Source organism: Mesorhizobium sp. M6A.T.Cr.TU.016.01.1.1, from assembly GCF_003952585.1.
Taxonomy (GTDB): domain Bacteria; phylum Pseudomonadota; class Alphaproteobacteria; order Rhizobiales; family Rhizobiaceae; genus Mesorhizobium; species Mesorhizobium mediterraneum.
In genome coordinates this window covers 6118202-6140848 of record NZ_CP034452.1, presented here as the reverse complement: position 1 = coordinate 6140848, position 22647 = coordinate 6118202, and the positions used below count along the sequence as shown (strand labels likewise).

Genomic DNA, 22647 nt, shown 5'->3' with positions numbered 1-22647 from the left:
CGGGGAGAAGGGGCTGACCGCGACTTCGGCACCCTTTCTGCAACGCTGGGATTGGCGAAATCCTTTGCGAAGGCGTCTTTCTCCCCGTCACTATACGGGGAGAAATGCCCAGCAGGGCAATGAGGGGCAGCGCGAACCTGAAGCGATTGCCCTGGTTCTCTCGTCGGCTCGCCTTTACATCGCCATTGTCGACGTGCCAGAAGCGCGCTCAAACGAGCAAGACCGACGATCGGAGAAGACTGTTGAAGCCGGACGAAATCAGAAAGCTGGACGCCTATTTCAAGCGCGTCTTCCAGAACCCCAAGCTCGAAGTGAAGGCACGGCCGCGCAAGGACGATTCGGCCGAGGTCTATGTCGGCGACGAATTCCTCGGCATCGTCTTCAAGGACGAGGACGACGGCGACTATAATTTCTCGATGGCGATCCTCGACATCGACCTGGCCTGAGCCGGGAGTTTGCGGCTGGCGGCAGGCACCCCGGGTTCGTCATCCCTGGGCGGAGAGGCGTTTTCGCCAATCTCCGCCGTTTGCGATTGGCCCCTAAGCGAGTCGAATAATCCCTTCAGACACAACGTGTTAGCGCCCGGTCTTCAGCATACGCGCAGCCTCGGCGGCGATGGCTGCGTCGAGCACCTGCCAGTCCGCCAGAAAGTCCTTGGGAAAACGGTAGGTGAGGCTGAGCTTGTCGCCGACCAGGATGTCGCGTTCGCAGGGCGCCAGCGATTGCGCAGCACTTGGGCCGCTCAGGCAGCGGGCCACGAACGGGTCCTTGCCCCGACGATTGCCGACCGCCAGCACCTCGTTGAGATAGCCTGATTTCTCGGTGAAGCCGTAGAGTGTGGTGCCGCCCGGGCCGGGCGTGCCGGATTGGGCGATCAGGGCGCTGTAGATCGGCGTGAAGCGGCCGCTCATGTCGCGCGACATTATCTGCCGTTCGAGCGAGAGGAAGATGATGTTCTTGCTTGATCCGGTGTTGTTGAAATCGTCGCCGGCAGCCTCGCTGTAGCCGTCCATCTCGGGATAGCGCAGATAGAGGTCGAGGCGGGAGGCGATACCGTCGCGCCGGGCCTGGTCGAAGCGGACGACATTGGCCGGCACGGCGATGACGTTGTTGCCGATCACGACCTCGTAGATTGTCGTGTCGTCGGTGTACCCGGCCATGGCGATCGAGCGGCCGAACCATTTGCCGCCAAGGCTGATCGCCACCGAAAGCACTGCCAGCGCCGCGAACACGTAGAACACCCGCCTCATCAGCTTGGAATCGACGACGGTGAGTTGCGGGCCGTTGGCGGTGGCTGCCTGCTTCATCGCGATCCCCTGTATCGGCCGCCTGTCCCAAGATGTCCCCTTGGGTGTTCCCCTTTGGGTGTCCTCAAGCGGCACATGTGGCGCGGCACGGCTCTTGCAACGCGCCTGTCGACACGACTGTGCGATTTCATGGTAAATGGAAGGTAAAGATGGGTCCGGTCGAACACACTCTCTTCGGTTTTATGGTTGGGCTGACGGCGTGCGGCCTGGCCGGATCGGTGATGGAACTGGTATCAGGCCGCCGGCTTGCCTTCGTCGAGCCCTATGTGTCGCCGAAGCATATGCTGCGCTCGTTGGTCGCGACGGCATGCGCCGGGCCCCTGATGTTTACCAACGACGCCCTGGACGCCTGGCGGGAAGGCCGCATTTCGGCACTGGCGCTGATCTCCTGCGGCTGCACTGCGACGATCTGGGCGTTGGCCTTGGGCATAGCGCTGATCGACATTGCATCCCGGGCCGGTACGCTTCTAGTCTCTGCGAACGATTAGTGCATGTCGCGCAAAAGCATGCCCTTGGGCTTGACCCGAGGGTGTGCAGCGGTTTTGCGATGACGACATGCAAAGCTTAGTGTGAGACGGACTCGGAGGCGAAAAATGCCGCTCTATGCGATCGACGGTAAGGCCCCCGGCTTCGAGGACGCGGACAGCAATTGGATCGCGCCCGACGCCACCCTGATCGGCGATATCAGGGTCGGCCGCAACGCCGGCTTCTGGTTCGGCGTCGTCATCCGCGGCGACAACGAGCCTGTTGTCATCGGCGCCGACACCAATGTGCAGGAACACACGGTCATGCATACCGATGTCGGTTTTCCCCTGACCATCGGGCAAGGCTGCACGATCGGTCATCGTGCCTTGCTGCATGGCTGCACGATCGGCGACAACAGCCTGATCGGTATGGGCGCCATCGTGCTGAACGGCGCGAAAATCGGCAAGAATTCGCTGGTCGGCGCCGGCGCCCTGGTCACCGAAGGCAAGGAATTCCCCGACAATTCGCTGATTATCGGCTCGCCCGCTCGTTTGGTGCGAGCGCTGGACGATGCTGCGGTTGCCGGGCTGCGCGCTTCGGCCGCGCATTATGTGGCCAACGGCAAATGCTTCAAGGCGGGACTGAAGAAGGCCTGAGGCCAGCCTTCGGCTATATGGTTCACCGGCATCGTCGCCCAACTCACCGTCCATTGGGCCGCGCCTGATCATCGCATTGCGCAAAAACGAAGCGCCGGCTTCAAAGTCGGCATTGTCGGCGTCCTCGAGGGCTGTCGTATAGTCGTCGATGCGGGTTTCGAGCGATGGGTTGGCGCCCGCCGCCAACAGCAGGCGGATGGCATCGACGCTACGGATGGCGACCGCATAGTGAAGCGGCGTCCAGTCGTTTACGCCCCGCATGTTGAGGTCTGCGCCACCATCGATCAGGATTCGGACGATTTCCAGTCTGTCAGCCCGGTCGGTGGACAGTGCCGCAATGATTGCCGGAAAACCGCCATGGTGGTGATAGTTCGGGTCCGAGCCCGCATCCAGTAAGGTCGAGATGAACGCAGTGGGGCTCCAATAGATCGCATATTCCAGTGGATGCCCAAGGCCGAGTTCAAAGGCATCTGCTCGTCGAACCAGCAGGGTGAGCCGCCGAGGGCCACACCGAGGGCCTCGAAGTCGCCCGCCTTGAACGCGTCGTCGATGGCCTTGAACAGGCGGTGGCGCTCGCATCGATCTTCCGGGATTTCCAACATCGCAGCGATCCGGAGGTTGAATTGATGGTTCATACTGCATCGGTCAATTGCCCTTGGAAAGCTGGCTCTAGCCAAGAGTTTCTGGCTCTGTTCCGACGTCCGTAGCGGCCGTGGCCTTCCGATGGATCGTCTGACGCTGCATCATTTCAACAAGTGGTGACACGCGAGCGGATGCCATTTCCAGGCCGTTATTCGCTTTCGGACGTGCCGCTGGTACGTGGCCGGCGATTGCACTTTACCCATTCGATGCCGGGTTTGATTGCAAAACTTGCACGCCGCAACAAGGTTCTCTGGTCTGTCCTCGCCGCCGTCCATCCGGGGTTTCAGATGTTCCGCGGTGCAGCGGAAGCGGTTGAGCGATCTTACAGGGAGATGATAACGCTCTGAAAACAGCGTCGGGTCTCCATCCCACATCTGAAAACCGCAGTAGAAGCATCGCCAATTTTGTTTCTTGGCCTGCACGGTTCGGAGTTTTGTTAGTTTGTTTGAATTGTTCATTTGACACATCCTTTTGCTTCATCAACATGAAGCGGATGTGCAGCAACCTGTAAGCGATTGCCCCTTATTCAGGAGGGATAGCCCTCGCACTAGACGGCACCCGTAAGAGTGCCACTCCGCAGTATTACAGCGGTAGATGCCGAATTTGAGATCGGCATCCATACAGTCACCAATGACGGCTCCCAGACGAACTAGAGAACGTCTCCACAATTCTTTCAATACGTCAAAATTTGGCGACGCTCAAGTCGAGTTCTCCTATCGGGGCTTCCTCCGGTCTCCCCCGAAAGGTGGAGCCGGCCCGGGGACGGGGCCGGCTCCTAAAACCCGGTCGTTGGGGACGGGGAGGGTGGGGACTCGACCGGGTTTTCTCCTTAAGCGCGTCGCATTCATGCGACGCGCTTAACCTCTGTTTTATGCATGTCGTTATCCCAAAACCGCTGTGCACTTTGGGCGACATGCATTGGCGTCCTTAGCGGACGCTGGCGACCGCGTCGGAGCGGCCGTCGTTGATCATTACCCAAGCGCCCGAATTCTGGCTCGATTGGCGCTTCAGGTAGGTGTAGTCGGTGTTGGTCCAGGACAGCACCCTGGACTCCAGATTGTCGAGGATGAACTCTCCGAGGCTGGTGCGCACGGTCAGCACCGCATGGCCGTCTCCATTCGGCTGGCGCGCAACCGTCATCAGCAGGTCGCCGGCCGGAATGCCGATGTTCATCAACGCGCGGCGCTTCGCCAGCGCATAGTCCTCGCAGTCGCCGAAGCCGCTGGTGGGATAGGACCAGACTTCTTCCTTGCCCCAAAGTTCCATGTCGGTGCGCGGCGCGATCTTGCTGTTGACCGAATTGTTGATGCTCACGATCTTCGCCCACAGCTTGCGGGTCAGCTCGACCGGCGCCTGCTTCGGCGTGCGCTCATTGCATTCCTGCGGAATCTTCTGGCAGAACTCGTAATGGCCGACCGGCTGTGTGGTGCGGCTGCCGGTGTGCATGAAGGCTGGTCCCGCTGCGTACGCCGTTCCCCAGGCGGTAAGCTGCATCGCCATTGCCAAGAGCAATAGCTTGCCCCTCGTCTTCTTCATCGTCCAGTCTCCCCGTTTGAGGAGACAATGACACGATTGGATTTATTCGACGCAAAGGCTCGAAGTAGATATTAAGTAAAACGCCTGTAGAATAAACATAAAATTTGAATCATTTCAGTATAAAATTGTTGAGGCATTTTCGCGGAGCTGCATCGGCACGGCGCGACGCCTTGGCGCGGCATCGGTTGGCAAGCCGCGTCGGTCGGTGCGGGACAACAAAAAACCGGCCGAAATGGGGCCGGTCTGATTGCGATAATATGTTGTTGTTTGTCAGGTGCCGGATGCGTTGAATTCGGAATCGAGCGTCTCGGGCCGCTGGATGACGGCGAACTCGATGGCGACGCCGTCCTCGAAATGACGCACCACCTGGCCGCGCATGGTGCCCAGCATGACCTGGATGCCGATTGCCGGCTTGACGTTGATCTCGACCGCGGCGCCCGAAAGCGACAGGTCGATGATACGGCACTGGTACTGGCGCCCGTCGGCGAGTTGGAGCACGCTGGTCGGATTGCGCGGCGCCACGCGTTCGTGACGGCGGTCTTCCGGCAGATCGAGCTCATGCTTGTTGGCAAGCCAGGTCAATTGCGCCGCAAGCTTGTCCTTCTTGCGTTCCGACGCGATGACCGTCATTGCGAAACCATCCTGCAAGATACGGGTGACGACACCTTCGATGCGGCCGATGTGATCGATATAGGCGATGACCTTCTCGCCCGGCATGCCGATGCGCTCGGTGCGAAGCGCAACATTGCCCGGCGACATGTCGACCACCTGGCACGGATGTTCGGTGCGATCCTCCAGCATGAAGCGCCCATAGATCTTCACGCGGACGCGCTGAAAGTTACGCCTTTCAGCTTGGGACGGCGCGGTGTCGACCGCCGCTGACCTCATGACTGCCTACACCCCGTCTGGCATTCCGCGCGTTGATGCGAGGAACTTCAGCGGAAAACTACAGCAAAGCAGGTTAACAAAGGGGAAAGCCTGGCACCGTTACTTTAGCGTTCGCGATTATTCCTCGCGCCCGCCGTCGAACACGACCAGATGGCGGATGCGGCGCGCCTGGCCGAGCGCCGAAATCGTCTGGGGCGGATCGAGATCCGACGGGACAAGCGAGGGGACGTCGATGGCCGGCCGGTTCTTGGGGAATATCGGTTCCTTCTCCGGATCGACGACGCGGATAGAATCGATCAGGGCGTCGGTGATCGGATCCGCGCCCAGCCAGAAGGGTTTTTCAGCGGCGCTTATCACGCCGAGGCAGCGCGGATTTTCGACGCCGCCATCGAGCGGCAGAGCGAGCAGCTCGAACTTGTTGGAACGGTCGCCGCGGCTGAACCCTTCATAGGTAATCAGCACCACGGATTTCTGATCGAAGACGCCATGGATCAGTTTTGAGATAAGCCGCTGGTCCTTCCCCCGCCACAGCGACGGAAAGGAAAACCCCTTGAGCTCACGGCCATAGACCGCGCAAAGCCTGGTGCCGGCGAGCCGGAACACCGCCTCGCCGCGCGTATCCTTCTCCAGGATGAATGTGTCGGCCAGCAGCGACTTGATGTCGGCTGGCTCGACTTCCGAACGCTTCGGGGCAGGGCGCCCGTCACGCAACCGGTTCCAATAATGGAACAGCGTGATCGATCCGTTCTGGTTCATGCTATGCTGCTCCGCGCAATCTGTCGTCTGATGTCCCATCGGTGAACAGAAGGGCGCCCTCCGAGGACCTACATGCGTTGCGGAGCAGGATGCGTGCCAGCATCGTTAACACTTGTTCACGGGTCGGGGTCGTTAAGGTTAACAAGTGGTTTACGTTGCGCCCCGCCCAAGCCCGTGGCACGCTAAAACCACTCCAGAAGCGGTCGTTTCGCAGCGATCGGCAGCACTTCAGTCAAGAGTTTTGGGGAGCGTGGGGGCTCGACCAGCCGTTCAAGGGCAACCTTGGACGGCTTCTTTTTGATTCGCGGCAATTTTGATTCGCGGCGATTCGCCCTTTGTGAATCGGGTGACCGTGATCTACATGCTCGCGAAGGCGAGCGACTGAGTGCAAGGCATATGAGCGAACCAGCAAGCCCATCGGAAATCGAACAGGGCGAGGGCGGACCTGTCGGCCGCGAGCCGGAGCCGCGCCGCGAGCCGGTATTCAACATGCCGCCCGTTGTGCTGGCGGTGATCGGCATCTGCGTCGCCGTTCACCTGATCCGGCTCTATTGGCTCACCGACGACCAGGATTTCTCGCTGCTGATCCGGACTGCCTTCATTCCGATCCGCTATTCCGGTCGCTTCGACCTCGATTTCTACGCGTTTTCGAGCCCCTTCACCTATGCGTTCCTGCATGGCGGCTTTGCTCATCTAGCCATCAACATGGTGTGGCTGGCGGCTTTCGGCTCGCCACTGGCGAATCGCTTCGGCGCGCTTCGTTTCAGCGTGTTCTTCGCGGCGACGGGGCTGGCGGCGGTGGTGCTGTTCTGGGCCATGCATCCGCTCGGCCAGGCGCCGCTGGTCGGCGCATCGGGAGCGATTTCCGGCATGATGGGGGCGGCCGCCCGCTTTGGCTTCCGCATCGACCGCTCGTCCGGCAAAGCCGCCTTCGCCGGCGCGCCGCTGCCGATGGCGGCGGTGTTCCGCTCGCGCGGCGTTATGACTTTTCTCGCCATCTGGATGGTGATCAATCTCATCACCGGCCTCGTTGCCTTCGCGCCCGGCATCGACAGCCAGATCGCCTGGGAGGCCCATATTGGCGGTTTTGTCGCCGGCTTCTTCGGCCTGCGCGCTTTCGATCGGCGGCAGCAGGCGGATGAGTCCATGGCCTGAAGCATGTCGCCCAAAAGCATGCCCTCGGTCTTGAACCGAGGGTGCGCAGCGGTTTTGGGACAACGACATGCGATGCGCATTAAGACGCCGCACTTGAAATGCAATCGATCGCGGCGCACGATGTTTACTACAGCGCCGCGCGTCCTCTTGGACGCGCAAAGGACGCTGTAGAAACTTTGATTTGGCGCATGATCTTTTCCGAAAATCGAGGCCGATTTTCGGGGTCATGCGCAGGAGGAAAGCCGGTCAGGGCAGGAACCGGCAAGTAAAACAGAGGAGGACGCCATGACTGTTAAGGCAATTCTCGAGCAGAAAGGCCATGACGTGTTGACGCTCGGGCCGAACGAAAAGCTGAGCGAGGCCATTCGCATCCTGGCCGAGCACAGGATCGGTGCGCTGGTCATCACCAATGGCGATCACAAGATCGTCGGCATTCTTTCCGAGCGCGACGTCGTGCGGGTCCTCGCCAGGGAAGGAGCCGCCGCACTGGACATCGCGGTGCGTTCGGCGATGACGCCCAAGGTGAAGATTTGCAATGAGAACCACACCGTCAACGAGGTCATGGAGATCATGACCAGTGGCCGTTTCCGCCATCTGCCGGTGGAAAAGGACGGCCTGCTCGACGGCATCGTGTCCATAGGCGACGTGGTCAAGCGGCGCATCGAGGATGTCGAGCGCGAGGCAGCCGAGATCAGGGCCTACATCGCGACGGCCTGAATGCGGCGAGAGCGACGGCGGCGGCGAGACTCGGTGCGAAAGCGCCAGCTTCGGCTTTGCGCTTGTCTCTTTTCGTGGTTTGCACTAGCGAATGACTTTCACGTCCGGCGTGGCGGAATTCACGTTCAGATGTGAATCCGCCACCGAAAGTTCGCAGGCCACTATGACCCTCATCGACACCCGCACGCCAGAAGCCAAACGCTTGATATCAGGCGCCACCGGCGACTGGGAAATCATCATCGGCCTCGAGGTCCACGCGCAGGTGACTTCGCAGGCAAAGCTGTTCTCCGGCGCCTCGACGGCTTTCGGCGCGCCGCCGAACGCCAATGTCAGCCTCGTCGATGCGGCGATGCCGGGCATGCTGCCGGTTATCAACGAGGAATGCGTCAAGCAGGCGATCCGCACCGGCCTCGGGCTGAAGGCCGAGATCAACCACAAATCGGTCTTCGACCGGAAAAACTATTTTTATCCCGACCTGCCGCAGGGCTACCAGATCTCGCAGTTCAAACAGCCGATCGTTGGCGAGGGCAAGGTGATCGTCTCCGTCGGTCCGGACCGGCAGGGCGAGTTCGAGGACATCGAGGTCGGCATAGAGCGCCTGCACCTGGAGCAGGACGCCGGCAAGTCGATGCACGACCAGCATGCTACGATGTCTTACGTTGATCTCAACCGCTCCGGCGTGGCGCTGATGGAGATCGTCTCCAAGCCCGATATGCGCTCCGCCGACGAGGCCAAGGCCTATGTCACCAAGCTGCGCACCATCGTGCGCTATCTCGGCACTTGCGACGGCAATATGGACGAGGGCTCGCTGCGCGCCGACGTCAACGTCTCGGTGCGCCGGCCCGGCGGCGAATTCGGCACGCGCTGCGAGATCAAGAACGTCAACTCGATCCGCTTCATCGGCCAGGCCATCGACTACGAGGCGCGCCGCCAGATCGCCATTCTGGAGGACGGCGGCAAGATCGACCAGGAAACGCGGCTATTCGACCCCAACAAGGGCGAGACGCGCTCGATGCGTTCCAAGGAAGAAGCGCATGACTACCGCTATTTCCCGGATCCCGACCTTCTGCCGCTGGAATTCGACCAAGCCTATGTCGATGCGCTGGCAAAGGATCTGCCTGAACTGCCCGACGCCAAGAAGGCACGGCTGATCTCCTCGCTCGGCCTGTCGACCTACGACGCCTCGATCCTGGTATCGGAAAAGGCGGTTGCCGACTATTTCGAGAAGGTGGCCGCTGGTCGCGATGGCAAGCTTGCCGCCAACTGGGTCATCAACGATTTGCTGGGTGCGTTGAACAAGGCCGGCAAGGGTATTGAAAATGCTCCGGTTTCGCCTGATCAGCTCGGCGCGGTCATCGACCTGATCAAAGAGGGCACTATCTCCGGCAAGATCGCCAAGGATCTGTTCGAGGTCGTCTGGAGCGAGGGCGGCGATCCGCGCCAACTGGTCGAAAGCCGCGGCATGAAGCAGGTCACCGACACCGGCGCCATCGAAAAGGCGGTCGACGAGGTGATATCAGCCAATCCCGACAAGGTCGAGCAGGCGCGCGCCAAGCCGACCATGGCCGGCTGGTTCGTCGGCCAGGTGATGAAGGCGACAGGCGGCAAGGCCAACCCCCAAGCGGTCAACGACCTCGTCAAGGCCAAGCTCGGGATCGAATAGGATGATGTTCGTTCGCACCGCCGGCGAGCGCGATCTTGCCGCGGTCCGCGCGTTGCTGGTCGAAACGTGGCACGCCACCTACGACAACATCTATGGTGCTGCCAAAGTCACCGAGATCACAGACGAATGGCATTCGATCGCCTCGCTCAAGGCGCGGCTGACACGGCCGAACTCCGAATTCCTGGTCGCGGACGACGGCAAGCGCATCGGCGGCATGGCTTTCGCGGCAACCACCAAGGATGCGAAGATCGTCATGCTGAACCAGCTCTACGTGCATCCGGCCTGCCAGCGGCAAGGGATCGGCCAGGCGCTGCTGGAGGAGGTCGAGGCCAGCTTTCCGGAGGCGCGGACGCTGCGTGCCGAAGTGGAAGAGGCAAACGCTCCGGCCGTCGCCTTCTACCGCTCGCAAGGGTTTTTGCCCGCCGGCAACACCACCGACTGCGGCGGTGGCTCAGGGCTGCCGGCGCTGATTTTCGAGAAGACGATCGGCTAGACTTGTCTGCCGGACACGTCGCAGTCGGTTGCGTTTCATGGGCAGCGCCGGTCGATTGCGGGCAGCCACGCCGTCAGTGTTGGCCCTTGAGGACGACAAGATAGCCTCGTTCGACGCGAACGCGGAAAGCGATTTGCTCCGATGTCCCAGGGTCCTTGGATTTGTCGATGACATAGCCGCCAGGATGGGAACGAAGCCATTCCTCGGGATTGTCGGTGCTTTCGAACGGCTTCTGCAATCGGGCAAGGAAGCCGACCTCGTCCTGGTAGTCGAAGGCGACAGCCCAATCCGCATTCTTTCGCTCGTCGATAAAGTTGGCCAGCGGCATGAGATCGTCACGTTTGAAAACGGTCGCTGATGCTACGGCATGGCCGATGCCGAAAATGGCAAGCAGGATGAAGGCCGAGTTTCTGAGCCTCGCTAGTGGGATCTCCGCCATGAAATACCCGAACAGGATGGTCGCAAATGGCAGGATCGGCACCACATAGTGAGGCTGCTTGCCGGATATCGCGCTGAAGACCAGTAAAACCGCGACGAACGAGAACGACAGCAGGCGCAGCGCGCGCAGGTCTGGCGATCTCGTGTCGATTAGGCCACGTATCCGGGCGCCCAGCCTCAGCCGCCATATTTCGGGTATGAAGATCCACGGTATGAGCATGATCGGCATCAGCACGACGTAGAAATAGAACGGCCGGTGATGGGAGTTGTGCAGATTGCCGGTGACACGCCCTGCCGACTGGTTCCAGACAAGGTCGTAGACGAAGTTGCCTTTGGTCAGGATGGTCGCCGGCACTAGCCACATCGCCACCGGGATCAATGCGGCGAGAATTGCCAGGCCTACCCCAGCGAAGAATTTCGGCGTCGCCAGTCCGGCCTGCCGATCGCGCCAGAATGGATGGAGCAGGATGGGGGCGCCGACATGGATGAGCACCACCGGACCTTTCGTCAAGACACCCAGCCCGATGAATAATCCCGCCAGCACGGCGTGCCAGCGGTTGCCGCTCCTGGCAAAGGCAAGCAACGACAAAAGCGCGGCAAGCACGAAGACCGTCAGCAGCATGTCGAACAGGATCAGGGTCGAATAAATGACGAAGACGATGCTTCCCGCGACCAGCCAGGGGACACGGCCTGCGATGTCGTCGCGTCCGGGAAAGAGGGTTTTTGCCAGACGAGTCGTCAGCCAGATGACGAGCGACGAGGCAACGAAGATAACGAGCATCGCGGCAACCCGGCTTACGCCAAAAATGTCCCAGACCAGATCGATAAGCCAGAACAGCAGCGGCGGCTTTTGCAGATAGGGCGCGAAATTCATCGTCGGAACGAAGATCTTTCCGCTCAGATACATCTCCCAGGTGACGCTGAGATATCGCGTTTCATCGACAGGCAGCAGCGGCCGGAAGGCGACCGCGATGCAGATCAATGCAAGCGCGAACAGATAGGGGAGCAGCCGCTCGACAAATGCTGGTATCAAGATTGAGGATCCGCGCCAGAAATCGTTCTCTTTCCAGCCGAGCATGATGCAGCGCTCCTGGAGCGCGCAGGACCGCACCATGATTTTGGCCGAATTGTAACGGAGCCGGCCTGATGCTGCGGATTTTGGGAATCAGCCATGCATCTTTGTCCCAGAAAAGCGTGGCAACGGTGTCACACCCGATCTTCCGCCGTGGCATCTGTTACGGCTCAAGTCCCCCACATCGCCGGGCCGAACCGTGTGTCGGACAGGCGCGCTTGAAGCGGGCCACTGTTTTGCAATTCTTGCCTGAATACTTTCTCAGCTGTCGTCCGCAAAACACGCCCGGTAAGAATTCAGCAGTGGCTAACGCTGAGGCAAAAAAGGCATGGTGCGATGCACAAAAATATTGCAATGCACTGCAGATGCCGTAACGTCAGGTTCCTAAATGAACGAGACGGCTTTTTCTAAAAGGCCGCCCACTGCAAAGGATGGAAACTATGACCAAGACCGCCGACAAAACTGCAGAAATCATCGAGAACGCAGAAGTCCCGACCGAGGTAACCGATCAGTTCCGCGCTGTCGCCGAAAAGGGCGTCGAGCAGTCGAAAGAAGCCTTATCGAAATTGGCGACCGGCGCCGAGGCGACCCAGAAGGCTCTCGAGTCATCCATCGAAACAGCCAAGACCGCTAGCAATGAGCTATCGCTGAAGACGATCGCCGCGCTGCGCGCAAATGCTGAGGCCAGCTTTTCTCACCTCGAAGCCCTGGTTGCCGTGAAATCGCCCTCCGAGTTCATCGAACTGCAGACTGCCTTCTTGCGCAAGCAGGTGGAAAAGACCGTCGAGCAGGGCAAGGAGTTTCAGGCGGCGGCGACGAAAGCCGCCGAAGACGTATCCAAGCCGATCAAAGATGTCTACGAGAAGGCGTTGAAGGATCTCAAGGTCGCCTGATTGGCCTAGGCGGAGGGAGCTTCCACATTATCGATCAGCCTGGTCTTGCCCAACCAGGCGGCCGCGAGCAGGCGTCCGGCACGGTCTCGTCGCCACGGGGCGAGCGTCAGGCTCTCGCGCGCCGCGACATAGTCGACTTTGTCGAAGCCAGCCTTGACGAGCGCGCGGCTGGCCTCGGCGGTCGCGCTGCCTTCGTCACTGCCGGCCGCAAGTGCCACTGCTGCCCGGCGCAAAATGACGTTGAGCTGGCGCGCCACCTCGATCTCGGCCTTGCCCAGATAAGCGTTGCGTGACGACATGGCGAGGCCATGCGCGTCGCGTACCGTTGGCGCGCCGATGATGTCCACCGGCAGATCGAGGTCACGGCAGAGCTGCCTGACGACGCAAAGCTGCTGGTAGTCCTTTTCGCCAAAGACGGCACAGTCGGGCAACGCCTGCAGGAAGAGCTTTGCCACGACCGTGGCGACGCCGTCGAAGAAGGTCGGCCGGAAATCCGATTCCAGCCCAGCGGCCGGCCCACCGACCGAGATCCTCGTGGCGAAGCCGGCCGGATACATCTCCGTAACATCAGGGGTGAAGACGAGTTGTGCGCCGGCCTCGGCCAGCCGGTCGAGATCGCGGGCGAGCTGGCGCGGATATTTGTCGAGGTCTTCGCTCGGCGCGAACTGCGTCGGGTTGACGAAGATCGAGACAACGCAGCGATCGGCCTTTTCGAGCGCGATCTCCACCAGCGAGATATGGCCGTCATGCAGCGCTCCCATGGTCGGCACCATGGCAACGCTGAGGCCATCGCGGCGCCAGTCGCGGATCTGCGCGCGAAGGGCGGCGACGCTGTCGACAACGAGAGGCGTGCTCATGCTTTGTTCTTGTCGGCTGCGGCGGAAAAGACGTGGTCTGGGCCCGGAAAAGTTCGGCTTCGCACCTCCGCTGCATAGCTGGACGCCGCATGCGATATGACGCTGCGCAGGTCGGCATATTGCTTGACGAATTTCGGCACGCGATCGACGGTCAGGCCGACCATGTCGTCGATGACCAGGATCTGGCCGTCGCAGTCGCCGCTGGCGCCGATGCCGATGGTTGGAATGGAAATGTGCCGGGTGATGTCGGCAGCGACGGTCTCGACGGTGCCTTCGATGACCACCGAAAACGCGCCGGCCTTTTCGACCGCGTCCGCGTCGCGATAAAGGGCGGCCATATTCTCCTCGGTCCGGCCCTTGATCCTGTAGCCGCCGTCGCTTTCCACCGATTGCGGCTGCAAGCCGATATGTCCCATGACCGGAATGCCGGCAGCGACGATCGCCGCAATCTGCCGGGCAACTGTGACGCCGCCCTCCAGCTTGACCGCCTGGCAACTGGTTTCGCCAACGACCCGCCGAGCCGAGGCGATTGCCTGCGCCGGCGTTGCCTCATAGCTGCCGGCCGGCATGTCGACCACCACGCAGGCCCTGGCTGAACCCCGCATCACCGCTTGTCCATGGGCGATCATCATCTCAAGCGAGGCGCCCAGCGTGGTCTTGTGGCCATGCAGGACCATGGCGACGCTGTCGCCCACCAGAAGGAGGTCGACATGATCGTCGAGCAGGCGCGCGACGGGATAGGTATAGGCGGTGAGGCAGACGATCGGCACGCCGCCCTTGCGCAGGCGAATGGAGCTGGCACTGATCCGCAGCTCGGGGTCGGATGCGTACGGAGCCAAGCTTCATCTCCCTCAAGACCGGTCAACCATGTACCCGCACGGGGCGCGCAGAGCTTTAGGGAGACGAAACAAACTTGGCAAGCATGCGTCCGGCAGGCGCGAAATCGCTATAAGCGTCGTTCTCGATGAGATGCGCAACGAATTGCCCGGTTGGTTGCGAACCTTCGGCTTCTTCGGCGGGTTCACGCGACAAACCTTCATCTAAAATTTAGGGGCGTCCACCATCACCCACGGCGCAATGAAGAAGCCTCTTACGTGGTAATGGTTGTACATGCCTTCGATACCGCTCCCGTTCGTCATTTCGCTTGTTCTGCTCCTTATCCTCGTGCGGATGATCCGGCAGGGACAAGGAAAGCTCGGGCTGTTTCCGCTGCTCGTGGCCGCCTTCGCAATTCAGGCGACTGTGTCAGGATTGAACTGGAACGTCGGTTGGTATCCGGCACGCTTCGTCCAGCCAATCCTCGCCGCTGTCCTGCCCGCGCTTTCCTTCGCCGCCTTCGATCAGCTTCGTCGCAAGAACCTGGCGAAACCCTCAGACCTGTGGCCGCATTTAATGCCGGCGTGCCTCGTCGCGGTTCTCGTCGCCTTCTGGCGTGCACCAATCGACATTGTTCTTTTCGCGATCGATCTCGGATACGGTCTCGCGCTCTTGCGAGTGGCGCGGCAAGGCCCGAGTGCGCTTGCGGCTGTGCGTCTCAGCGACGAGTGGACCGCGCACAAGGCGCTCGTCGCGGTCGCGCTTCTTCTCGTTATCACCGCCTTTGTCGATGCAACGGTATCGCTTGATCTCCTTTTTGGTGATGGGCGGCAGGCCCAAATGCTCCTGACCGCTGCGAGCGTTCTGTGGCTAGCGGTCGCCGGTTACGCCGCAACGGTCGCGGACGACACTCGCCCTGAAATGGAATTCAAAGCTACAGAGGAGGGTCTCGCATTCGCCACCTTCGAGCAACAGCCTTCACTCTCTTACTCTTCGCCGGTCAGCGAGGATCTTTCCGTGGCGGACGAGGTCGTTATACGCCGGATTGATGCATTGATGGCTGAGCAGCATCTTTATCGCGATCCGGACCTGACGCTGGACCGTGTGGCACGGCGCGCCGGAATACCTGCGCGACAGATTTCTGGAGCGATTAACCGGGTTCATGGCCGCAACGTTTCCCAAGTCGTAAATGAATACCGGGTCAGCGATGCGCAGCGACGGCTGGTCTCGACACGCGATCCGGTGACAGTCGTCATGCTGGAATCGGGTTTTGGCACGAAGTCGAACTTCAACCGCGAGTTCCTGCGCGTCACGGGCATGACACCCAGCGCCTATCGCCGGATCGGTGGCGAAACGTCTGCGGCGCCCGAAACGCAAAACGGGGCACCTGTCGCCTCGTAATCCTGCACCTAGGGGCTGAATTCATCGCGCGAAACGACCTTGATCACGATCTCGGACGTCCAAGATCGCGTTCGAGGGCGAGCCAGCCTGGATTCCGGTCAATCTTGGGGCCTGAACGCTGAAGCTCATTCTTATCGGCAAATATCCGAACTCCGGTACGAGAATTGACAGCGTGACGATGATGACGAGCGCAAGAGGAAACAATGAAGTTCTTGATGAATGTCTTGGCTATGCTTTGGACCGTCGCGTCTTCGACGTTGGTGGTGCAACAGCCAGCCGTCGCCAGCGACAATGTCGGTGTGCGTCAGATTGCGGCTCTCTCCAAAGAGCGCGGGGTCGATCTCGACGTGACCGTTTGGTACCCGGCATCTTCGGGTGGCAAACCGATTATGCTTGGGGAGAGCATGTTTTTTGTGGGAACGCCTGCCATGCTCGATGCCCCAATCTCGGATGGAAAATTTCCTCTCATATTGCTATCCCATGGCGCTGGCCTGGCAGGAAACGCGCAAGCCTTGAGCTGGATTGCGATGCCATTGGCGAAGCAGGGGTTCGTTGTGGCGGCCCCTACCCATCCCGGAAATACAGGCGCAAACCGATCCGCGGTGGAAACGATGAAGCTTTGGCTGAGACCTGCGGATATCACCGAGACCTTGAATGCGATGGACAAAGCCCCTTTTTTCGAAGAGCACCTCGAACATGACAAGGTAGGTACGCTCGGGCTTTCCATGGGCGGAAGCACAGCTTTGGCGATAGCTGGTGCCCGCATCGATGCAAAACGCTTGGCGGGCTATTGCGATACGGACGCGCTCAACCCTTCTCTTTGTGGATGGGTCAGGCAAAGCGGCGTTGATCTTCACACCATGGATTTGACATCGGCCGGCCGCAACAATGAAGATACGCGTATCAGATTTGCAATGGCGATTGATCCTGCACCGTCGATGTCTTCGAATTCAACGGCTTTTCGCAGATCTCAATTCCTGTTGAACTCATAAATCTAGGTCAACCAGGGAAAATCCCTCTGACCGCGCAGGCCGCCAAAATTGCAAAAGCCATCCCAAATGCCACCTATTCCACAATCGGAGATGCGAGCCACTACAGCATGTTTGCCGAATGCAAACCTGGTGCGCCTGAGCTCGCCGAAGCTGAAAGGGTTGGTGATCCGATTTGCATGGATGGCGGAGGCCGCACACGGCGCGAAATCCATACGGAACTGATCAGTATGGTCACCACTGCCTTCAGTCGAGCATTGATGGCAAGCCCTTAAACATCGACTGTCCCGTATGCGTCCGCATCGATAACGGACGTCGGTCTTTTGACAACCATTTGTACGGCACCTTAGGCAAAAGTCTTGCCTTCGCGATGACCTGGCGCCATAAGCAGGCAACGGGCGCCCGCCACGAGGATTTGGATGAAAACTTTCCTTCTGCAGTTTTTCACCTGGTGGAACAGCCAGACGCTGGGAACGCGCTTCCACACCTGGCGCCACGGCAAGAAGGTCGGGCAGGACGAGGCTGGCAACATCTACTACGAGGGTGGCGTCGATTCGGAAGGCCGTACCCGCCGCTGGGTCATCTATCGCGACTATTCGGAAGCCTCGATGATTCCGCCCGGCTGGCATGGCTGGATGCATCACCGCGTCGATGTCGCGCCGCCGAGCGAAAACTATAAGCCACGCGACTGGCAGAAGCCGCATCAGCCGAACCTTACCGGAAGCGGCGCCGCCTATCGCCCCAAGGGCTCGGTGCTCACCAATCAGCACCGCCCGCAGGTGACAGGCGATTACGACGCCTGGACGCCGGGTTCGTAACCGCTCTTCAAGGGCGGATCGGTCCTTTATCGCCACAATTGGCGTTTAGCTGCTTGCTGATCTGACAGCAGCGACTAGCCTTGGGCGCGACAGAATCACCCCGGGCGCAAACCACCGGACCCCTTGCATGAGCATTTTCAGCCGAATCTCGATAGGCGGACTGACGGTGGCCGCCGCCGGTTTTGCCGCTTTTAGCATGGCCGCCGCGCAGACGTTGGAGGTGCCAGCGGACCCGGGGGCGCCGACGGAATTTGAGGCGCCAGTGGACCCGGGGGCGCCGACGGAATTTGAGGCGCCAGTGGACCCGGATGCGCCAATGGACCCGGATGCGACAGTGGCGCCGGCGGCACCGGCTGCACCACAACGCATCACCAATCCCGTCGCCGAATTCGCCGGCATCGACAAGATCACCGGCCGCATCATCACCTTCGATGTCTATATCGACGAGACGGTGCAGTTCGGTGCTTTGCAGGTGACGCCGCGCATCTGCTATTCGCGGCCGCAAACCGAAGAGCCGAAGACCGATTCCTTCGTCGAGGTCGACGAGATCACGCTGGATCGCAAGATCCGCCGCATCTTCACCGGCTGGATGTTTGCCGAAAGTCCCGGCCTCAATGCCGTCGAGCACGCCGTCTACGACGTCTGGCTGAAGGGCTGCAAGCAGAAGTCGGATGTGCCGGCACCCGACGCGGCCAAGACCAACTAGAGCGCTGCGTCCTTTCGGAACTGCCCTGCCAGCCGCGCGTTAGGGCATGTGCGGAGGACGTTCCGATGATGGCCAACCAAGGCGAGCTCCTCGAGCTCGAAAAAGGGTTCTGGACCGGCGACGCAGCCTATTTCAAAGCCAATGCCGACACCGAATGCCTGGTGGCGTTCCCACAGATGGCGCAAACGATGAGCAACACCGATCTGGCCGAAACCGCGACAGACCCGAACCGCTGGCGCGATCTCGACATTGACCTCAAGGGTATCATCGAGCCGGGTAGCGACATTGTCATGCTGACCTATGAGGCCCACGCCACTCGCGAGAATGGCGAGCCTTATGCGGCGCTGGTCAGCACCGGCTATGTCCATCGCGTCAATGGCTGGAAGATGATGTTCCACGCACAGACGCCGCTCGAAGTTGCGGCAAAAGACTGATTGGACGGGTCGTCAGGGAAAGACGGGTCGTCAGGGAAAGAAGACCGCTTCGCCCTTCAGCGCGTCAGCCAGCATCTTTTCGTATCTGCCCCTTGGCACGTCGACCGCGCCGAAGCGTTTGAGGTGCTCGGTGGTGAACTGCGTGTCGAGCAGCGCAAAGTGCCGTTGCTTCAGGCGCTCGACCAGATGCACCAGGCAGACCTTCGACGCGTCCGTTTCCCTGGCGAACATGCTTTCGCCGAAGAACACCCGGCCGAGCGAGACGCCGTAAAGGCCGCCGACCAGCCGACCCTCGCGCCAGGCTTCGACCGAATGGCAATGGCCCATTCGATGAAGTTCGACATAGGCTTCGCGGATCGGCGCATTGATCCAGGTCGACCGGCGCTCCTCGCGCCGCTCGGCGCAGCCATCGATGGTCGCCTCGAAGTCGAAATCGAAACGGATGTCGAACTGCCTTTTCCGGATCGCTTTCCTCAGGCTTTTGGGCGTGTGAAAACCATCGAGAGGGATGATGCCGCGCGTCTCCGGCCGCACCCAGAACACTTCGGGATCGGTGGCGCTTTCGGCCATCGGGAAGACGCCCGAGGCGTAGGCCTTGAGCAACAGGTCGGTCGGTATGCGATAGCCTGGCGCGTAGGGACGGGTCATCGCATCATTATATTCTATAAGTTCACGACCTAATCCTCTTTGGCCAGATATTTTTCCAGCCAGTGGATGTCATACTCGCCATTGGCGATATCGGCATTGCCGACGAGATCACGAAACAGCGGCAGCGTTGTCTTGATGCCGTCGACGACGAATTCGTCGAGCGCCCGCCGCAGCCGCATCATGCATTCGACACGGTTGCGGCCGTGCACGATCAGCTTGCCGATCAGGCTGTCGTAATAGGGCGGGATCTTGTAGCCGGAATAGACGCCGGAATCGACGCGGATGCCGAGGCCGCCCGGCGTGTGGAAATGGGTGATCGTGCCGGGTGACGGGGTGAAGGTGCGCGGATCCTCGGCATTGATGCGGCATTCGATGGCGTGGCCCTGAAAGCGGATATCTTCCTGGCGCACCGAAAGCCCGCCGCCCGAGGCGACGCGGATCTGCTCATGCACGAGGTCGATGCCGGTGATCGCCTCCGTCACCGGATGCTCGACCTGCAGGCGGGTGTTCATCTCGATGAAGTAGAATTCGCCGTTCTCGTAGAGGAATTCGATGGTGCCGGCGCCGGAGTAGCCGAGATCGGCGATAGCCTTGGCACAGACGCCGCCGATATGCGCGCGCTCCTCGGCATTGAGCGCCGGCGAGGGCGCCTCTTCCCAGACCTTCTGGTGGCGCCGCTGCAGCGAACAGTCGCGTTCGCCGAAATGCACGCCGCGGCCAGCACCGTCGCCGAACACTTGCACCTCGATATGGCGCGGCTTTTCGAGATATTTCTCGATGTAGACGGCGTCGTCGCCAAAGGCGGCTCCGGCTTCCGAGCGCGCCGTCTGCAGCGCGACCACAAGATCGGCTTCGCTGCGCGCCACCTTCATGCCGCGTCCGCCGCCACCGGCCGACGCTTTGATGATCACGGGATAGCCGATCTCGGCGGCGATGCGTTTGGCTTCCTTTTCCTCGGTGACCGCACCGTCGGAGCCGGGCACCACCGGAATGCCAAGACGCTTTGCGGTGCGCTTGGCCTCGATCTTGTCGCCCATGATGCGGATGTGGTCGCCGGACGGGCCGATGAAGGTGATGTTGTGCGCGGCGAGGATATCGGCGAATTTGGCATTCTCCGACAGGAAGCCGTAGCCCGGATGCACAGCGTCGGCGCCGGTGATCTCGCAGGCCGCGACGATCTGGTGGATGTTGAGATAGCTGTCGCGCGACGGCGGCGGACCGATGCAGACGCTCTCGTCGGCGAGCCGCACATGCATGGCATCGGCGTCGGCGGTCGAATGCACCACCACTGTCTGGATGCCTAGCTCCTTGCAGGCGCGCAGCACCCTCAGAGCGATTTCGCCGCGATTGGCGATGAGGATTTTCTGGAACATTTCTCGGCTGTTCCCGGCTCTACTCGATCACGACGAGCGGCATGCCATATTCGACCGGCTGCGCATCCTCGAACAGGATCGCCGTCACTGTGCCGGCACGGGGTGAGGGGATCTGGTTCATCGTCTTCATCGCCTCGATGATCAGCAGCGTCTGGCCTTCCTTGACCTGCTGGCCGACCTCGATGAACGCCTTGGCGTCGGGCGACGGCGCCAGATAGGCGGTGCCGACCATCGGCGAGGCGACCGCGTTCTTGGAAATCTCGGCCGCTGCCGCGGCGGTTGCGGCCGCCGGCTGCGCTGCCGGCGGCGCATAGGCGGGCTGCGGTGCGGCGACCGCATGGACGGCCGGCGCCTGTCGCGACACGCGGACCTTCAAGTCGCCCAGCTCGACCTCGATCTCGGTGAGGTTGGTGTCGTTCAGTATGCCCGCCAGGTCGCGGATAAGCTGCTGGTCAACACCGTTCTTCTTTATCGACATTTTCGAGCCTTCTGTTTGTTGGCCGGTCATAGGCGTGCGGCCAGCGCCTGCAGCGCCAGCGTGTAGCCGAGCGGCCCGAACCCGCAGATCATGCCGACGGCGACCGGCGAGACCATGGAGACGTGGCGAAATGATTCCCGCGCATGGATGTTGGAAAGATGAACTTCGGCGACGGGCAATGGCGCGACGGAGCGGATGGCGTCGTGAATGGCGATCGAGGTGTGGCTGTAGGCGCCCGGATTGATGACGATGCCGACAGCCTTGTCGGCGGCTTCCTGTATCCAGTCGACGAGGTCGCCCTCATGGTTCGACTGACGGAAATCGATCTCGAGCCCAAGCGCCGCACCCGCCTGCTTGCAATCGTCAGCGATCGCCGCAAGCGTCTTGCCGCCATAGATGCCTGGCTCGCGCTTGCCGAGCGCGTTGAGGTTGGGACCGTTCAGGACGAAAACCGTTTTCAAAATGCCGACCTTTCCCGCCGCCCGCATCAGCCGGCGCACCGGGCCTCTATACTGGGCTTAGACGCCTGCGAAAAGAGCGCAAGTGGGTTCTTTCGCTGTCCACAACAGGTGGAAAAACGGCTTGCGCCGAAAACCAGCGGTCGATCAGAGTGCGGCCTTGGCCGCCTCGACCTTCTCCGCCAGCACTTCCTGCCCGAGCGCCCCGAATACCACCTCGTTGCCGACCACATAAGAGGGCGTTCCGGTGATGGCCAGCTTGTTGGCAAGGTCATAGGTCTTGGAGAGGGCCTCGGCGATCGACGGGTCCTTCATCTTCTCGCGCAGCGCCGCTTCGTCGGCGCCGAGCGAAAGCGCTACCTTGAGGGCCGCCGCCTCGGTGGCGCGTCCCTGGCCGCCGAGCAGCGCGTTGTGGAACTCGCCGTATTTCTCCGGCATCATCAGGTGGAAGGCCATCGAGACGACGCTCGCCTTCTGCGAATCCGGGCCCAGGATAGGGAACTCCTTGAGCACGAAGCGCAGGTCCGGATCGGCTGTCGTCAGTGCCTGCATGTCCTCCATGGCGCGTTTGCAGTAGCCGCAATTGTAATCGTAGAACTCGACGATGGTGACCTTGCCGTTCGGATTGCCGACGACGCCGTCGAAGGTCGAATTGAAGATCTGGTCCTTGGCATTTTTGATGACGCTGAGGCTGGCAACCTGCTGCGCCTCCTTCTGCTTGGCCTCGAGCGCTTGCTGAGCCTCCAGCAGCACTTCCGGGTTCTTCAAGAGGTAATCGCGGATGATGCCCTCGACTTCGGCCCGGTCAATCTTGGTGTCGGCGGACGCCGCCTGGGCGATCTGCGCGGCATCGGCCTTTGCCGCTTGCGGACTTCCGGTCACGAACCCGAAACCCAGCATGGCGAGAGCGACCGCCACTCCCGTGGTGCCCAGCAGAATTGCCTTGTTCATGGTCCTCGATCCTCTTGCCTGGTTTCCGGCCCCAATT

Annotated in this window: 24 protein-coding genes and 2 pseudogenes; 13 read left to right on the top strand and 13 right to left on the bottom strand. The window is 60.9% G+C overall.

Annotated features, from left to right (window positions below; genetic code table 11):
- Positions 1-242 precede the first annotated feature (242 nt).
- Positions 243-446, top strand: coding sequence for a DUF3126 family protein (locus EJ075_RS29720; RefSeq protein WP_013531334.1), 204 nt, complete (start codon positions 243-245; stop codon positions 444-446).
- A gap of 129 nt (positions 447-575) precedes the next feature.
- Here the strand turns inward: EJ075_RS29720 and EJ075_RS29715 are convergent, their stop codons facing one another.
- A complete protein-coding gene (locus tag EJ075_RS29715) occupies positions 576-1307 on the bottom strand; it encodes a hypothetical protein (RefSeq protein WP_126106762.1) in 732 nt (243 codons plus the stop codon).
- Positions 1308-1456: 149 nt separating this feature from the next.
- On the opposite strand from EJ075_RS29715, the gene EJ075_RS29710 reads away from it, so the two are divergent.
- The gene (locus EJ075_RS29710; protein ID WP_126106761.1) at positions 1457-1795 is read left to right on the top strand and encodes a hypothetical protein; all 339 of its coding nucleotides are present in this window, start codon (positions 1457-1459) and stop codon (positions 1793-1795) included.
- A gap of 105 nt (positions 1796-1900) precedes the next feature.
- Entirely contained in the window at positions 1901-2428 is a 528-nt protein-coding gene (locus EJ075_RS29705) for a gamma carbonic anhydrase family protein (protein WP_126107511.1), read from the top strand.
- Positions 2429-2627: 199 nt separating this feature from the next.
- Here the strand turns inward: EJ075_RS29705 and EJ075_RS29700 are convergent.
- From EJ075_RS29700 to EJ075_RS29680, 4 genes and pseudogenes are all read right to left on the bottom strand, one after another.
- Positions 2628-3007 (bottom strand): annotated as a pseudogene (locus tag EJ075_RS29700) (ankyrin repeat domain-containing protein); the annotation flags it as partial.
- 990 nt (positions 3008-3997) lie between these two features.
- Positions 3998-4570 carry a transglutaminase-like cysteine peptidase gene (locus EJ075_RS29690; RefSeq protein WP_245458239.1) on the bottom strand — a complete coding sequence of 191 codons (573 nt, stop codon included), beginning with the start codon at positions 4568-4570 and terminating at the stop codon, positions 3998-4000.
- Between the two features lie 306 nt (positions 4571-4876).
- Positions 4877-5494 carry a PilZ domain-containing protein gene (locus EJ075_RS29685; RefSeq protein WP_126106758.1) on the bottom strand — a complete coding sequence of 206 codons (618 nt, stop codon included), beginning with the start codon at positions 5492-5494 and terminating at the stop codon, positions 4877-4879.
- A gap of 117 nt (positions 5495-5611) precedes the next feature.
- On the bottom strand, positions 5612-6250 hold the full coding sequence (locus EJ075_RS29680; RefSeq protein ID WP_126106757.1) for a PAS domain-containing protein: 639 nt from the start codon (positions 6248-6250) through the stop codon (positions 5612-5614).
- A 396-nt stretch (positions 6251-6646) separates the two neighbouring features.
- On the opposite strand from EJ075_RS29680, the gene EJ075_RS29675 reads away from it, so the two are divergent.
- The 4 genes from EJ075_RS29675 to EJ075_RS29660 all read left to right on the top strand — a co-directional run bounded on the left by EJ075_RS29675 (position 6647) and on the right by EJ075_RS29660 (position 10278).
- Positions 6647-7405 carry a rhomboid family intramembrane serine protease gene (locus EJ075_RS29675; protein WP_126106756.1) on the top strand — a complete coding sequence of 253 codons (759 nt, stop codon included), beginning with the start codon at positions 6647-6649 and terminating at the stop codon, positions 7403-7405.
- Positions 7406-7690: 285 nt separating this feature from the next.
- Positions 7691-8122: a CBS domain-containing protein gene (locus EJ075_RS29670; protein ID WP_023798170.1), complete on the top strand. Its 432-nt coding sequence runs from the start codon at positions 7691-7693 to the stop codon at positions 8120-8122.
- Between the two features lie 163 nt (positions 8123-8285).
- On the top strand, positions 8286-9785 hold the full coding sequence (gene gatB / locus EJ075_RS29665) for an Asp-tRNA(Asn)/Glu-tRNA(Gln) amidotransferase subunit GatB (RefSeq protein WP_126106755.1): 1500 nt from the start codon (positions 8286-8288) through the stop codon (positions 9783-9785).
- A 4-nt stretch (positions 9786-9789) separates the two neighbouring features.
- Complete coding sequence (locus EJ075_RS29660; RefSeq protein WP_126107510.1) at positions 9790-10278, top strand: GNAT family N-acetyltransferase; 489 nt, start codon at positions 9790-9792, stop codon at positions 10276-10278.
- A gap of 73 nt (positions 10279-10351) precedes the next feature.
- Here the strand turns inward: EJ075_RS29660 and EJ075_RS29655 are convergent, their stop codons facing one another.
- Positions 10352-11794, bottom strand: a complete 1443-nt coding sequence (locus EJ075_RS29655) for a glycosyltransferase family 39 protein (protein WP_164547219.1) — start codon at positions 11792-11794, stop codon at positions 10352-10354.
- 434 nt (positions 11795-12228) lie between these two features.
- Here EJ075_RS29655 and EJ075_RS29650 point away from each other — a divergent pair, with 434 nt between their 5' ends.
- Positions 12229-12681 carry a phasin gene (locus tag EJ075_RS29650; RefSeq protein WP_126106753.1) on the top strand — a complete coding sequence of 151 codons (453 nt, stop codon included), beginning with the start codon at positions 12229-12231 and terminating at the stop codon, positions 12679-12681.
- A 5-nt stretch (positions 12682-12686) separates the two neighbouring features.
- On the opposite strand, the gene panC is transcribed toward EJ075_RS29650, so the two are convergent.
- Together panC and panB are read right to left on the bottom strand one after the other, a co-directional pair.
- Positions 12687-13538, bottom strand: a complete 852-nt coding sequence (gene panC / locus EJ075_RS29645; protein WP_126106752.1) for a pantoate--beta-alanine ligase — start codon at positions 13536-13538, stop codon at positions 12687-12689.
- Positions 13535-14377 (bottom strand): 3-methyl-2-oxobutanoate hydroxymethyltransferase, encoded by an 843-nt coding sequence (gene panB / locus EJ075_RS29640; protein ID WP_126106751.1) that lies wholly within the window; start codon positions 14375-14377, stop codon positions 13535-13537. The genes panC and panB overlap by 4 nt, the downstream gene beginning before the upstream one ends.
- A gap of 403 nt (positions 14378-14780) precedes the next feature.
- Between panB and EJ075_RS29635 the strand changes: the two genes are divergently transcribed.
- The 5 genes and pseudogenes from EJ075_RS29635 to EJ075_RS29615 all read left to right on the top strand — a co-directional run bounded on the left by EJ075_RS29635 (position 14781) and on the right by EJ075_RS29615 (position 18702).
- On the top strand, positions 14781-15755 hold the full coding sequence (locus EJ075_RS29635; protein WP_245458236.1) for an AraC family transcriptional regulator: 975 nt from the start codon (positions 14781-14783) through the stop codon (positions 15753-15755).
- A gap of 203 nt (positions 15756-15958) precedes the next feature.
- Positions 15959-17019 (top strand): annotated as a pseudogene (locus tag EJ075_RS29630) (dienelactone hydrolase).
- A 144-nt stretch (positions 17020-17163) separates the two neighbouring features.
- Positions 17164-17562: an NADH:ubiquinone oxidoreductase subunit NDUFA12 gene (locus EJ075_RS29625; protein WP_126106749.1), complete on the top strand. Its 399-nt coding sequence runs from the start codon at positions 17164-17166 to the stop codon at positions 17560-17562.
- A 316-nt stretch (positions 17563-17878) separates the two neighbouring features.
- Positions 17879-18268, top strand: a complete 390-nt coding sequence (locus EJ075_RS29620) for a DUF2155 domain-containing protein (RefSeq protein ID WP_245458234.1) — start codon at positions 17879-17881, stop codon at positions 18266-18268.
- Positions 18269-18333: 65 nt separating this feature from the next.
- Positions 18334-18702 (top strand): hypothetical protein, encoded by a 369-nt coding sequence (locus EJ075_RS29615; protein ID WP_126106747.1) that lies wholly within the window; start codon positions 18334-18336, stop codon positions 18700-18702.
- 30 nt (positions 18703-18732) lie between these two features.
- On the opposite strand, the gene aat is transcribed toward EJ075_RS29615, so the two are convergent.
- The 5 genes from aat to EJ075_RS29590 all read right to left on the bottom strand — a co-directional run bounded on the left by aat (position 18733) and on the right by EJ075_RS29590 (position 22610).
- Complete coding sequence (gene aat / locus EJ075_RS29610) at positions 18733-19350, bottom strand: leucyl/phenylalanyl-tRNA--protein transferase (RefSeq protein WP_095489490.1); 618 nt, start codon at positions 19348-19350, stop codon at positions 18733-18735.
- A 29-nt stretch (positions 19351-19379) separates the two neighbouring features.
- Positions 19380-20723 carry an acetyl-CoA carboxylase biotin carboxylase subunit gene (gene accC, locus EJ075_RS29605; protein ID WP_095489489.1) on the bottom strand — a complete coding sequence of 448 codons (1344 nt, stop codon included), beginning with the start codon at positions 20721-20723 and terminating at the stop codon, positions 19380-19382.
- Positions 20724-20742: 19 nt separating this feature from the next.
- Positions 20743-21201 (bottom strand): acetyl-CoA carboxylase biotin carboxyl carrier protein, encoded by a 459-nt coding sequence (accB, locus tag EJ075_RS29600; protein WP_095489488.1) that lies wholly within the window; start codon positions 21199-21201, stop codon positions 20743-20745.
- Positions 21202-21227: 26 nt separating this feature from the next.
- The gene (gene aroQ / locus EJ075_RS29595; RefSeq protein WP_126106746.1) at positions 21228-21662 is read right to left on the bottom strand and encodes a type II 3-dehydroquinate dehydratase; all 435 of its coding nucleotides are present in this window, start codon (positions 21660-21662) and stop codon (positions 21228-21230) included.
- Between the two features lie 144 nt (positions 21663-21806).
- Positions 21807-22610, bottom strand: a complete 804-nt coding sequence (locus tag EJ075_RS29590) for a DsbA family protein (protein ID WP_126106745.1) — start codon at positions 22608-22610, stop codon at positions 21807-21809.
- Positions 22611-22647: the final 37 nt, after the last annotated feature.

Excerpts from the sequence above, each read along its gene's own strand:
- EJ075_RS29715 (WP_126106762.1), bottom strand. The coding sequence starts at position 1,307 with ATGAAGCAGGCAGCCACCGCCAACGGCCCGCAACTCACCGTCGTCGAT.
- EJ075_RS29710 (WP_126106761.1), top strand. The coding sequence starts at position 1,457 with ATGGGTCCGGTCGAACACACTCTCTTCGGTTTTATGGTTGGGCTGACG.
- EJ075_RS29705 (WP_126107511.1), top strand. The coding sequence starts at position 1,901 with ATGCCGCTCTATGCGATCGACGGTAAGGCCCCCGGCTTCGAGGACGCG.
- EJ075_RS29690 (WP_245458239.1), bottom strand. The coding sequence starts at position 4,570 with ATGGCGATGCAGCTTACCGCCTGGGGAACGGCGTACGCAGCGGGACCA.
- EJ075_RS29685 (WP_126106758.1), bottom strand. The coding sequence starts at position 5,494 with ATGAGGTCAGCGGCGGTCGACACCGCGCCGTCCCAAGCTGAAAGGCGT.
- EJ075_RS29680 (WP_126106757.1), bottom strand. The coding sequence starts at position 6,250 with ATGAACCAGAACGGATCGATCACGCTGTTCCATTATTGGAACCGGTTG.
- EJ075_RS29675 (WP_126106756.1), top strand. The coding sequence starts at position 6,647 with ATGAGCGAACCAGCAAGCCCATCGGAAATCGAACAGGGCGAGGGCGGA.
- EJ075_RS29670 (WP_023798170.1), top strand. The coding sequence starts at position 7,691 with ATGACTGTTAAGGCAATTCTCGAGCAGAAAGGCCATGACGTGTTGACG.
- gatB (WP_126106755.1), top strand. The coding sequence starts at position 8,286 with ATGACCCTCATCGACACCCGCACGCCAGAAGCCAAACGCTTGATATCA.
- EJ075_RS29660 (WP_126107510.1), top strand. The coding sequence starts at position 9,790 with ATGTTCGTTCGCACCGCCGGCGAGCGCGATCTTGCCGCGGTCCGCGCG.
- EJ075_RS29655 (WP_164547219.1), bottom strand. The coding sequence starts at position 11,794 with ATGCTCGGCTGGAAAGAGAACGATTTCTGGCGCGGATCCTCAATCTTG.
- EJ075_RS29650 (WP_126106753.1), top strand. The coding sequence starts at position 12,229 with ATGACCAAGACCGCCGACAAAACTGCAGAAATCATCGAGAACGCAGAA.
- panC (WP_126106752.1), bottom strand. The coding sequence starts at position 13,538 with ATGAGCACGCCTCTCGTTGTCGACAGCGTCGCCGCCCTTCGCGCGCAG.
- EJ075_RS29625 (WP_126106749.1), top strand. The coding sequence starts at position 17,164 with ATGAAAACTTTCCTTCTGCAGTTTTTCACCTGGTGGAACAGCCAGACG.
- EJ075_RS29620 (WP_245458234.1), top strand. The coding sequence starts at position 17,879 with ATGGACCCGGATGCGACAGTGGCGCCGGCGGCACCGGCTGCACCACAA.
- EJ075_RS29615 (WP_126106747.1), top strand. The coding sequence starts at position 18,334 with ATGATGGCCAACCAAGGCGAGCTCCTCGAGCTCGAAAAAGGGTTCTGG.
- aat (WP_095489490.1), bottom strand. The coding sequence starts at position 19,350 with ATGACCCGTCCCTACGCGCCAGGCTATCGCATACCGACCGACCTGTTG.
- accC (WP_095489489.1), bottom strand. The coding sequence starts at position 20,723 with ATGTTCCAGAAAATCCTCATCGCCAATCGCGGCGAAATCGCTCTGAGG.
- accB (WP_095489488.1), bottom strand. The coding sequence starts at position 21,201 with ATGTCGATAAAGAAGAACGGTGTTGACCAGCAGCTTATCCGCGACCTG.
- EJ075_RS29590 (WP_126106745.1), bottom strand. The coding sequence starts at position 22,610 with ATGAACAAGGCAATTCTGCTGGGCACCACGGGAGTGGCGGTCGCTCTC.